The 12,103-nt window shown below is 66.8% G+C and carries 14 protein-coding genes; 9 read left to right on the top strand and 5 right to left on the bottom strand.

Translation table 11 applies throughout. The features are described from left to right. Positions 1–78: 78 nt before the first annotated feature. The 4 genes from BMW90_RS14240 to BMW90_RS14255 are packed head-to-tail and all read left to right on the top strand — an operon-like array spanning position 79 to position 4,602. Entirely contained in the window at positions 79–447 is a 369-nt protein-coding gene (locus BMW90_RS14240; protein ID WP_048532350.1) for a response regulator transcription factor, read from the top strand. After that, a complete protein-coding gene (locus tag BMW90_RS14245; RefSeq protein WP_048532349.1) occupies positions 444–731 on the top strand; it encodes a hypothetical protein in 288 nt (95 codons plus the stop codon). The genes BMW90_RS14240 and BMW90_RS14245 overlap by 4 nt, the downstream gene beginning before the upstream one ends. Further along, entirely contained in the window at positions 728–3,457 is a 2,730-nt protein-coding gene (locus BMW90_RS14250; protein ID WP_074837192.1) for an ATP-binding protein, read from the top strand. The genes BMW90_RS14245 and BMW90_RS14250 overlap by 4 nt, the downstream gene beginning before the upstream one ends. A gap of 59 nt (positions 3,458–3,516) precedes the next feature. Further along, on the top strand, positions 3,517–4,602 hold the full coding sequence (locus BMW90_RS14255; RefSeq protein ID WP_074837193.1) for a FliM/FliN family flagellar motor switch protein: 1,086 nt from the start codon (positions 3,517–3,519) through the stop codon (positions 4,600–4,602). Positions 4,603–4,616: 14 nt separating this feature from the next. On the opposite strand, the gene BMW90_RS14260 is transcribed toward BMW90_RS14255, so the two are convergent. The 3 genes from BMW90_RS14260 to BMW90_RS14270 are packed head-to-tail and all read right to left on the bottom strand — an operon-like array spanning position 4,617 to position 5,914. Further along, positions 4,617–5,048, bottom strand: a complete 432-nt coding sequence (locus BMW90_RS14260; RefSeq protein ID WP_048532346.1) for a protein tyrosine phosphatase family protein — start codon at positions 5,046–5,048, stop codon at positions 4,617–4,619. A gap of 9 nt (positions 5,049–5,057) precedes the next feature. Further along, entirely contained in the window at positions 5,058–5,489 is a 432-nt protein-coding gene (locus BMW90_RS14265; RefSeq protein ID WP_048532345.1) for a DUF6691 family protein, read from the bottom strand. After that, positions 5,489–5,914 (bottom strand): YeeE/YedE family protein, encoded by a 426-nt coding sequence (locus BMW90_RS14270; protein ID WP_074837194.1) that lies wholly within the window; start codon positions 5,912–5,914, stop codon positions 5,489–5,491. Before BMW90_RS14270 ends, BMW90_RS14265 begins: the two co-directional genes overlap by 1 nt. Positions 5,915–6,196: 282 nt before the next feature. Here BMW90_RS14270 and BMW90_RS14275 point away from each other — a divergent pair, with 282 nt between their 5' ends. Then, positions 6,197–6,412 carry a hypothetical protein gene (locus BMW90_RS14275; RefSeq protein ID WP_048532343.1) on the top strand — a complete coding sequence of 72 codons (216 nt, stop codon included), beginning with the start codon at positions 6,197–6,199 and terminating at the stop codon, positions 6,410–6,412. 58 nt (positions 6,413–6,470) lie between these two features. On the opposite strand, the gene BMW90_RS14280 is transcribed toward BMW90_RS14275, so the two are convergent. Beyond that, positions 6,471–6,686, bottom strand: a complete 216-nt coding sequence (locus BMW90_RS14280) for a hypothetical protein (RefSeq protein ID WP_048532342.1) — start codon at positions 6,684–6,686, stop codon at positions 6,471–6,473. A gap of 116 nt (positions 6,687–6,802) precedes the next feature. Between BMW90_RS14280 and BMW90_RS14285 the strand changes: the two genes are divergently transcribed. From BMW90_RS14285 to BMW90_RS14305, 4 genes are all read left to right on the top strand, one after another. Next, on the top strand, positions 6,803–7,075 hold the full coding sequence (locus tag BMW90_RS14285) for a DUF2312 domain-containing protein (protein ID WP_048532341.1): 273 nt from the start codon (positions 6,803–6,805) through the stop codon (positions 7,073–7,075). 4 nt (positions 7,076–7,079) lie between these two features. Continuing rightward, positions 7,080–7,490, top strand: a complete 411-nt coding sequence (locus BMW90_RS14290) for a CopD family protein (RefSeq protein ID WP_048532340.1) — start codon at positions 7,080–7,082, stop codon at positions 7,488–7,490. A 72-nt stretch (positions 7,491–7,562) separates the two neighbouring features. After that, complete coding sequence (locus tag BMW90_RS27015) at positions 7,563–10,283, top strand: M1 family metallopeptidase (RefSeq protein ID WP_244526517.1); 2,721 nt, start codon at positions 7,563–7,565, stop codon at positions 10,281–10,283. A gap of 145 nt (positions 10,284–10,428) precedes the next feature. Continuing rightward, the gene (locus BMW90_RS14305) at positions 10,429–11,286 is read left to right on the top strand and encodes a lysophospholipid acyltransferase family protein (protein WP_074837196.1); all 858 of its coding nucleotides are present in this window, start codon (positions 10,429–10,431) and stop codon (positions 11,284–11,286) included. A gap of 27 nt (positions 11,287–11,313) precedes the next feature. Here BMW90_RS14305 and BMW90_RS14310 read toward each other — a convergent pair whose 3' ends face one another. Beyond that, positions 11,314–12,063: an SDR family NAD(P)-dependent oxidoreductase gene (locus BMW90_RS14310; RefSeq protein ID WP_074837197.1), complete on the bottom strand. Its 750-nt coding sequence runs from the start codon at positions 12,061–12,063 to the stop codon at positions 11,314–11,316. Between the last annotated feature and the right edge of the window lie 40 nt (positions 12,064–12,103).

The raw sequence follows: 12,103 nt of genomic DNA on the forward strand, positions 1-12,103 counted from the left end.
TTTTGACTTGCCCCGGAAATCGGCCGATAAAGCCGGGATAATATAAGTGCGCGGCGCTGACCTGGGGAGGAGGACGCGATGGGCAAACGGGTTCTCGTCATCGAGGACGAGCCGAATATCATCGAGGCGATCAAGTTTTTCCTGTCCCGCGACGGCTGGGAGGTCTTCACCCATTCCAACGGTCACGACGCGCTCGAGGCGGTGGACCGGCGGGCGCCGGATCTGCTGATCCTCGATGTCATGCTGCCCGGCCGCTCGGGCTATGAAATCCTGCGCGAACTCCGGGCACAGGAACGCTGGGCGAAGCTGCCGGTGCTGATCCTCACCGCCCGCGGCCAGACAAAAGACCGCGAGATGGCGGCGGCGGCGGGGGCCAGCCGCTTCATGACCAAGCCGTTCTCCAACACCGACATTCTCGAAGCCGTGCGCGAGCTGGCCGAGGCATGAGCGACCGGCCCCGGCATCTGTTTGTCGAGCGCCAGACCTATCGCCGGCGCCGGCTTCAGGATGCGGCGCGGTTCCTGCCGGTGCTGGGCATCGTGCTGATGATGGTGCCGCTGCTCTGGTCCGAAGGCGCCGAGGGCGTGACGATGTCGGGCGCGGTGATCTATCTCTTTCTGATCTGGGCGGCGCTGGTGGCGGCGGCGATGGTGCTCTCGCTCTATCTGCGCGACGACCGGAGCGAGCCCGAGGACAGCCCGCCGGAAAGCCGGCGGGAGGCCGGCAGATGAACACCGTCAACCTGCTGATCCTGGTCTGCACGGTCTATGTGGCGCTGCTCTTCCTCGTCGCCTTCGTGGCCGAGCGCAGCGCCATGCGCGGCCGCGGCCGCTGGCTGCGCTCGCCGATGGTCTACACCCTGTCGCTGTCGATCTATTGCACCGCCTGGACGTTTTACGGCGCCGTCGGCTATGCCGCGCGATCGGGGCTTGAATATATCACCATCTACCTCGGGCCGACCATCGTGATGATCGGCTGGTGGTGGGTGCTGCGCAAGCTGGTGCGGGTCGGCCGGGCGCAGCGGGTGACCTCGATCGCCGACCTGATCTCGGCGCGGTTCGGCAAGTCGAACCTGCTCGCGGTCGGTGTCACCATCCTCGCCGTGGTCGGCACCACGCCTTACATCGCGCTGCAATTGCAATCGGTGACCCTGTCCTTCGCCTCTTTCGCCGATGCGGTGGGCCAGCCCGGGCCGGGGGACGGCGCGCGCGCCTCGACGGCGCTCTGGGTGGCGATGGGGCTGGCGCTCTTTACCGTGCTCTTCGGCACCCGCAATCTCGATGCCAACGAACGTCACCACGGCGTCGTCATGGCCATCGCCGTCGAGGCGGTGGTCAAGCTGGTGGCGTTACTGGCGGTGGGCGTCTTCGTGGTCTGGGGCCTTTCCGGCGGGGTGAACGAGACCCTGGCGCGGATCGATGCCTCGAAGATCGGCAACTGGCAGATGGACGGCGGCCGCTGGGCGGCGCTGACCTTCCTGTCGGCGGCGGCCTGCCTCTGCCTGCCGCGGATGTTTCAGGTGATGGTGGTGGAAAACGCCGACGAGGCGCATCTGCGCACCGCCTCCTGGGCCTTTCCCGGCTATCTGCTGCTGATGAGCCTGTTTGTCGTGCCGATCGCGGTGATGGGGCTCGAACGGCTGCCCGAGGGCGCGAACCCCGATCTCTTTGTCCTCACCCTGCCGCTGGCCGAGGGCCAGACCGCATTGGCGATCTTTTCCTTTCTCGGAGGCTTTTCCTCGGCGACCTCGATGGTGATCGTGGCGGCGTTGGCGCTGGCGACCATGGTGTCGAACCATATGGTGATGCCGCTCTGGCTGCGCTGGACCGGCGGGCGGGCCAGCGTATCGGGGGACGTGCGCCATGTGGTGCTGCTGTCACGGCGGATTTCCATCGCCGGGGTGGTGGCGCTGGGATACGTCTATTACCGCACCACCGGCGGCGGCGCGGCGCTGGCCTCGATCGGGCTGGTCAGTTTCGCCGGGGTGGCGCAGGTGTTGCCGGTGATGATCGGCGGGCTCTACTGGCGTGGCGCGACACGGCTTGGCGCGCTGGCGGGGCTGAGCGTCGGCTTCGGGCTCTGGGGCTACGCGCTGTTCCTGCCGAGCCTCGGCGGCGGGATCATGCCGCAGGACATCCTCGCGAACGGCCCGCTCGGCATCGCCTGGCTGCGGCCGCAGGCGCTCTTTGGCATCGAGGGGCTCGATCCGCTGGTGCATGCGGTGCTCTGGTCGCTTCTGCTCAATGCGCTGACCTTCTTCACCGTGTCGCTCGCCACGTTCCCGACGCCGCTGGAGCGGCTTCAGGGGGCGCAATTCGTCAATGTGCTCAATCAGGCCGGCTCGGCGCGTAGCTGGTCGGCCGGGGCGGCGCAGGCCGAGGACCTGATGGTCATGGCGCAGCGTATCCTCGGCGCGCCCGAGGCGCAGGCGTTTTTCGAGCAGGAGGCGGAACGGCAATCGGGCCGGGCGGTGCGCCCCGGCGCCCTGCCGGAGCCGAACCCGGATTTCCTGCAACGGCTGGAGCGCGAGCTGTCGGGCTCGGTCGGGGCGGCCACGGCGCATGCCATGGTGGCGCAGATCGTCGGCGGCGCCAGCGTCTCGGTGCGGGAACTGCTGGCGGTGGCCGACGAAACTGCGCAGATGATCGAATATTCCGACCGGCTCGAGGCGCAGTCCAAGGAACTGGCCGCCACCGCCGCCAAGCTGCGCGAGGCCAATGACAAGCTGACCCGGCTGTCGGTGCAGAAGGACGCCTTCCTGAGCCAGATCAGCCACGAGCTGCGCACGCCGATGACCTCGATCCGGGCGTTTTCCGAGATCCTGCGCGACACCGCCGATGTCTCGCCCGAGGAACAGCGGAAATATTCGTCGATCATCCATGACGAATCCGTCCGGCTGACCCGGCTGCTCGACGATCTGCTCGATCTCAGCGTGCTGGAGAACGGCCAGGTCAACCTCAACATCCGCCAGGGCGATCTGCGCGAGGCGCTGGACAAGGCGGTTTCGGCCGCCGCCGCCGAAGGCGATGCCGGGCTGCGGGTGCTGCGCGAGGATGCCGCCGCCCCGATCCGGCTGGAAACCGATTTCGACCGGCTGGGGCAGGTCTTCATCAATCTGATCGCCAATGCCCGCAAATATTGTGACGCCGCGGCGCCGGAATTGCGGATCACCACGCGGCCGCTCTCCGACGGGCAGGTGCAGGTGGATTTCGTCGACAATGGCTCGGGCATTCCGCTCGAGGCGCGCGACCTGATCTTCGAGAAATTCGCCCGTGCCAGCCCGCAGAGGGCCGGCGGGGCCGGGCTGGGCCTGTCGATCTGCCGCCAGATCATGGAGCGGCTGGGCGGGGCGGTGGATTACCTGCCGTCGGAGCGCAATGCGCATTTCCGCGTCACCTTGCCTGCCACTGCCGCGGCTGCGCGGCCGGCACGGGGTAAGCCGAAGTTAACCAATTGACGGCATAGATCATCGGGTATGAGCAAAGAGCCCGCCGGGCTCGCGATGACCGGGAAATCATGGCTGACACCCAACGCAAGAATCTGCTCCGGGATCTGGCCTCTGCCGCGCGCAGGGCGCAGGAGGTGCGGGAAATGTCGCCGGCCCGGGCGCTGCGACTGGGGCTGGCCCGCGCTGCCGCGCAGCTCTACGAGCTGCCGGTGCAGGTCACCGAGGTCAAGAGCACGGGGCTCGGCGGCGAGGAGGTTGCCGCCGCCTGCGGCCCGGACATGCTGCTGGCGTTGCTCGACGGGCCGGATGGCGCGCGCGGCGCAGTGGCGCTGAACCGGGCGATGGTGGCGGCGTTGATCGAGGTGCAGGTCATGGGCGTGGTCAGCACCCTCGAGCTGTCCGACCGGGCGTTGACGCCGACCGACGCCGCGATGGTGGCGCCCTGGCTCGATGCCGCCCTGGAACGGGTCGACCTTGCGCTTGCGGAGGGGCTGCCCGTGGGGACCGGCCCGGACTGTGGCAAGGCGGGCGACTGGCTGGTCGGCTACCGATTTGGCGCCATGGCCGAGGATGCCCGCGCGCTGGCGCTGGCGCTCGACGCGACCCGGTTTCACCTGCTGCGGCTGACGGTGGATGTGGCGCTGGGCCGACGGACCGGCGAGATCGCGCTGCTGCTGCCGGCCGCCGACATGGCCGAGCGCCGGAACCAGGCCGAACCCGCCGCAACGGCGGGCGAGAGTTTCTTGCAGGTTCCGGCCGAGCTGCGGGTCGTTGCCGGGCGCCTGTCGCTGCCCTTGTCGCGCGCCGGGGCATTGCGGCCCGGCGATGTGCTGCCGCTGGACCGGCTGGCGCTGGCCACGGCCGAACTGCGATCGGTTGACGGCACCCTGGCCGGGCAGGCGCGGCTGGGTCGCGTGGGCGAGCATTGGGCGGTGCGCTTTGGCCCGGCCGCGCGGCCCGAGCCCCCGGCCGAGCCAGTGGCGGATACACCAGCGCGCAGCGCGCCCGCCGGACCGGCGCGGCAGGTGCCGAAAGAGCAGGTGACGTCGCTGCCCGAACTGCCGCCCATGGATTTCGACGACCCGCCGGAGCCGGACACCGCGCCGGTGGCCTTGGACGGGACGCAGGAACTGGGCAATGCCGGGTTCGAATGATCCCGGCGGCGGGCTCAGATCTGCCGCATCAGGTCGAGCTGCGGGCGCAGACCGGCGAGGTCGTAGCCGCCCTCGGCCGCCTTGGCGAGGATCTCGTCGGTCGAGCGGTCGCCGGCCATCGCCTGTGCCAGAGACCAGATCACCGTACAGCGCGTGCCAGAGGCGCAATAGGCCAGAACCGGCCCCTTTGCCTCGGCCACGAGCCGCGCCTGTTCAGCGATATTGTCCGGCGTCATGGTCTGATGGGTGAGCGGCAGGACGTGAAAGTCGAGCCCGGCCGCCTCGGCCGCCTGCCGCATCGCCTCGGCCTGAAGCGCCGGCGGCACCTCGGCATCGGGGCGGTTGCAGATGAGGGTCGAAAACCCCGCCTCGGCCAGCGCGGCGGCGTCTTCGGGCGTGATCTGGGGAGAGACGTGATAGCTCTCGTCAATGTGCCTGATATCCATGATGCCCTATTAGGCCGGCGCGCCGTATCTGTCCAGTTGCCCTCTGATCGCCGGCGCCGCGAACATCCCGGCAAGCATCGCCGCGACAAAGACCGCATGGCCCCAATGGCCAAATCCCAGCGCCGCGATGGAGGGGCCGGGGCAGAGCCCGGAGAGCCCCCAGCCCATGCCGAAGAGCACCGAGCCCAGCACCAGGTTGCGGCCGAGCTTCGGCTCTGGCGGGGCGGGGAAGCTGCCTCCGGTCAGCGGCGTGCCACGCCGGGTCAGCCGCCAGGCCAGCGCCATCGGCACGATCGCGCCGCCCATGACAAAGGCCAGCGTCGGATCCCAATCGCCAAAGACATCGAGCCAGCCCTGCACCTTGGCGGTGTCGGTCATGCCCGAGATGAACAGCCCGGCGCCAAACAGCGACCCGGCCAGCAAAGCCATCAGATACCGCATCAGATCACTCCCAGAAGGTGGCGGAACAACACGACCGTCAGCGCCCCGGCGCCGATATAGAACACCGTGGCGACGATGCCGCGCAGCGACAGCCGCGAAATGCCACAGACGCCATGGCCGGAGGTGCAGCCATTGGCCAGCCGGGTGCCGATGCCGACCAGCAGCCCGGCCGCCACCAGCACCGCCGGGTTGGTTGTCAGATGGGTGTCGGCCTCGGGAAACAGCGGCAGGAGCAGCAGCGGCAGGACAAAGACCCCGGCGAGAAAGATCAGCCGTTCCCCGACGGTGCCGCGACCGCTGCCATCGACCAGTCCACCAATGATGCCGCTGGCGCCCATGATCCGGCCGTTGCCGAGCAGGTACACCGCGCCGCCGCTGCCGATCAGCAGCCCGCCGACCAGCCCCCAAATCCAATCCGCTTCCATTCGTGCCGACCTTTTCCTGCGCCGGGCCGGTCTTCGGCCCGTCCTTCGAATACTTCATATATTGATAATGGAATGTGTTTCAAGGGGGGACATGCCGCGCCCGGATTGACGCGGGCTTGATGTGGGTCAACGCGCGCCCGACGGCATTGCCGACATACTGGGCAGCGCCGAGGAAAAAGAGCAAAAACCCACCGAAAATCGCCCGAAATACAACCCATGCGTGCAGAAACTGTTACTCGAATCTGAGAGTGTGCTACTGTCGCAGCTACGGGGAGGACCAAAATGACCAGGATGCAATATCAGACATTGATCGCCGACATCGAAGCCCAGATCGCCGCCAGCGGCCCCTTGGACAAGGACCGTCTGCGCGCCCATCTGGCCGCGATGAAGCAAAAGGCGGGGACCGACCGCGTCCACTTTGGCCGCTATGGCACGCGGCCCGAGCAGGACCGCTTCGAGGAAGAGGTCGAAGCGCAGTTCGACAATCTTCCGGTCTGAGAGAACCGGGGCCTGCCCCCCGGGGGCGGGCCTCATTCCGGCGCGATCGCAGCCGTCCTCAGCCGAGGGAAATGCCGACGATCACCATCATCAGCCCGATCACCGACAGAAACAGCGATCCGAGATTGCGCGGCAGCACCCGTTGCATCACCGCGCGCATCTCTGCATCGTCAAGGCCGGCCCTGCGCGCACGCATCACGGTGACGATGCACCAGACCAGCCCGAGCAATCCCACCACCGACAGCGCGGCGCCGCCCCAGATCAGCCAGTCCATATCTCGTCTCCTGAGCAATTTCGCGCTTCGGTAATAGAAGCGGCGTGCCATCGCAAGGGTCTTGCGGTAAAGGCGCGGCAAAGCTAGCAACACCTGAAAACAGGCAGGAGCACATCATGGACGTGACCGAGAACGAGAATGGTATCCCCGACAGCTACAAGGTGACCGCCGGCGAGCTGCGCCAGTTCATCGAACGCTTCGAGCGGCTGGACCAGGAAAAGAAGGACATCGCCGAACAGCAGAAAGAGGTGATGGCCGAGGCCAAGGCACGCGGATATGACACCAAGGTCATGCGCAAGGTGATCGCGCTGCGCAAGCGCGACAAGGACGACATCGCCGAGGAAGAGGCGGTGCTCGAGATGTACAAGGAAGCGCTGGGCATGTCCTGAGCCCATGCACTGGGTCAAGATCATACATCTGCTCTGCGTCATGGGCTGGATGACCTCGATCTTCGCGGTCCCGCGCGCGCTGATCTATTGGAAGCGCGAATGGGCGCGGCTGGGGGAATTCGGCCCGCTGGGCGATCTGACCTATCGGCTCTATCGGTTTTCTGCCGGGCTCGGCGTCATCGCGCTTTTGACCGGGCTCTGGCTGGGATGGGCCTGGGCCTTCGCGCCCTGGGTCTGGGTCAAGCTGGGCCTGGTGGCACTGTTGGCCGGGCATTACGTCCTGACCGGCCGCATGGTGGCGCGGGCCCGGCTGGGCGAGTTCCGCGAAAGCGATCTTTACCTGCGGGTTTTTAACGAAATCAGCGTGTTGGGCGTGGTTGCCGTGCTCTGGGTGGTGGTGGTCAAACCGTTCTGACCGGGCTTTGGCTTGTGGAGGTCCGGCACAGGGCCTACCTTCCGCCCCAGACCCATACGGAGCAGGCCCGCCATGAAAGACGCATCCCCCCAGACCATCTATCTCAAGGATTACACGCCCTTCGGATTCACCGTTGAAAGTGTCGAGCTGACCTTTCGGCTGGCGCCGCATGCGACGCGGGTGCTGTCGAAGATCCGCTTTGCGCCCAACCCCGAGGCGACGGACCGGACCTTCTTTCTGCACGGCGAAGATCTGCGCCTGATCTCGGCCAGGATCGACGGCAGGGAGGTCAACCCCGAGCTCAGCGACAGGGGGCTGACCTGCGCCGTGCCCGAGCGCGCCTTTACCTGGGAGGCCGAGGTCGAGATCGACCCGGCCAACAATACCGCGCTCGAAGGCCTCTACATGTCGTCGGGGATGTATTGCACCCAATGCGAGGCCGAGGGCTTTCGCAAGATCACCTTCTACCCCGACCGGCCCGACGTGATGTCGGTCTTTACCGTGCGGATCGAGGGCGATCTGCCGGTGATGCTGTCGAACGGCAACAAGGCGGGGCAGGGCGCGGGCTGGGCCGAATGGCACGATCCCTGGCCGAAACCGGCCTATCTCTTTGCGCTGGTGGCGGGCGATCTGGTCAACCACCCCGACAGTTTCACCACCGGATCGGGACGCGCGGTCGAGCTGAACATCTGGGTGCGTCCGGGCGATCTGCACAAATGCGCCTTTGGCATGGAGGCGCTCAAACGCTCGATGACCTGGGATGAAGAGGTCTATGGGCGTGAATATGACTTGGACATCTTCAACATTGTGGCCGTGGATGACTTCAATATGGGGGCGATGGAGAACAATGGTTTGAACATTTTCAACTCTTCGGCGGTTCTGGCCAGCCCCGAGACCGCGACCGATGCGAATTTCGAACGTATCGAGGCGATCATCGCGCACGAGTATTTTCACAACTGGACCGGCAACCGCATCACCTGCCGCGACTGGTTCCAGCTCTGTCTGAAAGAGGGGCTGACGGTGTTCCGCGATGCGCAGTTCACTTCGGATGTGCGTTCGGCCCCGGTCAAGCGGATCGGCGATGTCATGGACCTGCGCGGCCGGCAGTTTCCCGAGGACAACGGGCCGCTGAGCCACCCGGTGCGGCCGGAGAGTTTTCAGGAAATCAACAATTTCTACACCGCCACGGTCTATGAAAAGGGCGCCGAGGTGATCGGCATGCTGAAACGGCTGGTCGGAGAGGAGGCGTATTACAAGGCGGTCGAGCTGTATTTCGAGCGCCATGATGGCGATGCGGCGACGATCGAGGATTGGCTCAAGGTGTTCGAGGACACCACGGGCCGCGATCTCGGCCAGTTCAAGCGCTGGTATTCGCAATCCGGCACCCCGCGGCTGACGGTCGAGGAGGCCTGGGAGCCGGGCGAGACCGGGGCGGAAGGCGTTCCCGCGTCCCGCCCCCCGAGCCGGGACCTCGCCGCCGAACAAGGGGCAAGTGATGATTCAAAGGGAAGCCAAGGGGCCCCGGATCAGGTCCGGGGCGCGGCGCGCGAACAGGCTTCGGGCGGGGCTGCGCCGACCGGCGGCGGCACCTATACGCTGACTTTCCGGCAGGAGACGCGGCCGACGCCGGGGCAGGAGGAGAAACTGCCACAGGTCATCCCGATCGCCGTCGGGCTGCTGGGGCCGAACGGCGCCGAGGTGCGGCCGACCGAAGTGCTCGAGATGACGCAGGCCGAACAGAGCTTTCGCTTCACCGGGCTGGCGACGAAGCCGGTGCCGTCGATCCTGCGCGATTTTTCGGCGCCGGTTGTCCTCGATCGCAGCCTGACCAGCACCGAGAACGCCTTTCTGCTGGCGCATGACACCGATCCTTTCAATCGGTGGGAGGCCGGGCGCAACCTGGCCCGGGCAACCTTGCTCGACATGGCGACGGGCGATGCACGGCCGGATGGGGACTACCTCGACGGGCTTACCGCCGTGCTGCGCGACCGGGGGCTCGATCCGGCGCTGCGGGCGCAGATGCTGGCGCTGCCGACGCAATCCGAAATCGCGCAGATGCAGCATGATCGCGGTCAGACCCCCGACCCTGAGGCGATCTATACCGCGCATGAGACGCTCAAGCTGCGGATGGCCGAGCATTTGCAGGATCTTCTGCCGGTGCTCTACGCCGAGAACCAGATCGAGGCGCCGTATCGCCCCGACGCCGACCAGGCAAGCAAACGCGACCTGAGCACGGCAGTGCTGGGGCTGCTCAGCCGGATCGACGGCGGTGCCCAGGCGGCACAGCAATATGCGCGGGCCGACAACATGACCTTGCAGCTCTCGGCGCTCGCAGGTCTGCTGATCGCCGGCAAGGGCGAGGCCGAGCTCGAGGCATTCCAGCAGCAATGGAAGGATGACCGTCTGGTGATGGACAAGTGGTTCGGCTTGCAGGTGAGCCATGCCGCGCCCGCCCGGGCGGCCGAGGTGGCCGAACGGCTGACCCGGCACCCGGATTTCACCCTGACCAACCCGAACCGGTTCCGCGCCGTGCTGGGCGCGCTGGGCATGAACCACGCGGGCTTTCACCATGGCTCGGGCAAGGGCTATGCGCTGGTGGCCGACAAGCTGATCGCGCTCGATGCCAAGAACCCGCAGACCACCGCGCGGATGTGCGCGCTGTTCCAGACCTGGCGGCGCTATGACGCGTCTCGTCAGGCCCATGCCAGGGCGGCGCTCGAGCGGATTGCGGCCACCCCCGGGCTCAGCCGCGACACCACCGAAATGGTCACCCGGATGCTTGCCGGCGCCTGATGCCGACGCGCGCCTCCCGGCCGGTCCGGGCCGGGGGCGGCGGGTTTTGGCGCATCAAACGGCTTTTTGCCCCGCCGGGCTTTCCTCGGACCGAATTCGCGCCATATGTCATGAAGCTGTTGCTTAGCCATGACGATTTGGGCGAATGAGAGATCGCATAGACCCACTGATTCAAGAGCGCGCCAACTGGCTCTTTGCCGACCGCTTGCAGGCGCGACTGGCCCGTCGCCTCCTCGACCGCATGTTGAGTTACGAGGACACCATTGCGCTGGCCACGGAGCTGCGCGACAGCCCCTATCCCGAGATCATGGATCGCATGGGTCGGCTTCTGGCGCGGCGGGTCGAGGCCAGCGGGCTCGAGAACATTCCCGCCAGCGGGCCGGCGCTGATCGTCGCCAACCATCCGACAGGCATTGCCGATGGCATCGTGTTGCACCGGCTTCTGGCCCGCAAACGCCCCGACAGCTATTTCTTTGCCAATCACGACATCCTGCGCGTGCTGCCGCAGATGGAGGGGATGATCGCCCCGGTCGAATGGCGCAAGGAAAAGCGCAGCCATGCCAAGACGCGACAGACCATGGCCTATACCAGCAAGGCGGTCAAAGAGGGCCGGTTGGGGGTGATCTTTCCCTCCGGCCGCCTGGCCAAGCGGCGCGGCCTGAGGCTTTATGAACGGCCGTGGATGTCCTCGCCGGTGACCCTCGCGCGCAAGTTCGGCCTGCCGGTCATCCCGCTGCGGATGGAGGCGCGCAATTCCGCGCTGTTCTACCTGTTTGACGCGATCCACCCCACCCTGCGCGACATCACCCTGTTTCACGAGACGCTGAACAAGCATCGCCAGATCTTCCGCATCCAGGTCGGCACACCGATTGCCGCCGCAGATCTTCCGGCCAGGCCGGAAGAGGGGATCGCCATGCTGCGCGAGGCGACCCTGTCGCTGGCCGGGGGGCGGTCGGATTACGAACGCGCCGTGCCGCTGGTACATGCGCCGGAACTGGCCTGACGGCTGCCGCCGGCCTCTGGCAATCCGCTACATCTGGCCGCCGGCGATCTCGATGGTCTGGCCATTGACGCTTTGCGAGCCCGGCCCGCAGAGCCAGAGCGCCGCCGCCGCAACCTCTTCGGCGTCCAGCAGCCGCCGGTGGCGGTTGGCCTTGACCATCACCGCCAGCGCATCCTCTGCACTCATCCCGGTGCGTTCGGCAATGCTGCTCTGGTTGCGGCTGACAATCTCGGTGTCCACATAGCCGGGGCAGAGCGCATTGAAGGTAAACGGCGTGCCGAGGAAATCCTCGCTCAGGCCGCGGATCAGCCCGACCAGCCCGTGTTTCGAGGCGGTATAGGCCGGCGCGCCACGCAACCCGCGGATGCCGGCAATCGACGAGACGGCGATGACCCGGCCCCAGTCGGTTTCGGTCATCGAGGGCAGGCAGGCGCGGATGGTCAGAAAGGCACCGTCGAGATTGGTGCGCATCGTGTGCCGCCAGGCGTCCAGATCGGTCTTGCGGATCGACTGGCCTTCGGCAATCCCGGCATTGGGCACGCAGATTTGCACCGGGCCCCGCGCCGCCACCGCCTGCGCAACGCCTCGGGTCACCGAACTTTCCTCGGTCACATCCATCACCAGCGGATGCAGCCCGGGGCCGGCGACCGCCTCCAGCACTTCGGCCCGGCGGCCGGTGATAGTCACCTCAGCGCCGGCCCCGGCCAGCGCCTGCGCGATCGACAGCCCGATGCCGGTGCCGCCACCGGTGATCACGGCGTGTTTTCCCTCGAGCATGTCGTCTCCTTCGCTGTGTCGCCAACCTGCGCCGCAATGC

This window comes from Marinovum algicola (assembly GCF_900109145.1).
Lineage (GTDB): Bacteria > Pseudomonadota > Alphaproteobacteria > Rhodobacterales > Rhodobacteraceae > Marinovum > Marinovum algicola.

Excerpts from the sequence above, each read along its gene's own strand:
- BMW90_RS14240 (WP_048532350.1), top strand. The coding sequence starts at position 79 with ATGGGCAAACGGGTTCTCGTCATCGAGGACGAGCCGAATATCATCGAG.
- BMW90_RS14245 (WP_048532349.1), top strand. The coding sequence starts at position 444 with ATGAGCGACCGGCCCCGGCATCTGTTTGTCGAGCGCCAGACCTATCGC.
- BMW90_RS14250 (WP_074837192.1), top strand. The coding sequence starts at position 728 with ATGAACACCGTCAACCTGCTGATCCTGGTCTGCACGGTCTATGTGGCG.
- BMW90_RS14255 (WP_074837193.1), top strand. The coding sequence starts at position 3,517 with ATGGCTGACACCCAACGCAAGAATCTGCTCCGGGATCTGGCCTCTGCC.
- BMW90_RS14260 (WP_048532346.1), bottom strand. The coding sequence starts at position 5,048 with ATGGATATCAGGCACATTGACGAGAGCTATCACGTCTCTCCCCAGATC.
- BMW90_RS14265 (WP_048532345.1), bottom strand. The coding sequence starts at position 5,489 with ATGCGGTATCTGATGGCTTTGCTGGCCGGGTCGCTGTTTGGCGCCGGG.
- BMW90_RS14270 (WP_074837194.1), bottom strand. The coding sequence starts at position 5,914 with ATGGAAGCGGATTGGATTTGGGGGCTGGTCGGCGGGCTGCTGATCGGC.
- BMW90_RS14275 (WP_048532343.1), top strand. The coding sequence starts at position 6,197 with ATGACCAGGATGCAATATCAGACATTGATCGCCGACATCGAAGCCCAG.
- BMW90_RS14280 (WP_048532342.1), bottom strand. The coding sequence starts at position 6,686 with ATGGACTGGCTGATCTGGGGCGGCGCCGCGCTGTCGGTGGTGGGATTG.
- BMW90_RS14285 (WP_048532341.1), top strand. The coding sequence starts at position 6,803 with ATGGACGTGACCGAGAACGAGAATGGTATCCCCGACAGCTACAAGGTG.
- BMW90_RS14290 (WP_048532340.1), top strand. The coding sequence starts at position 7,080 with ATGCACTGGGTCAAGATCATACATCTGCTCTGCGTCATGGGCTGGATG.
- BMW90_RS27015 (WP_244526517.1), top strand. The coding sequence starts at position 7,563 with ATGAAAGACGCATCCCCCCAGACCATCTATCTCAAGGATTACACGCCC.
- BMW90_RS14305 (WP_074837196.1), top strand. The coding sequence starts at position 10,429 with ATGAGAGATCGCATAGACCCACTGATTCAAGAGCGCGCCAACTGGCTC.
- BMW90_RS14310 (WP_074837197.1), bottom strand. The coding sequence starts at position 12,063 with ATGCTCGAGGGAAAACACGCCGTGATCACCGGTGGCGGCACCGGCATC.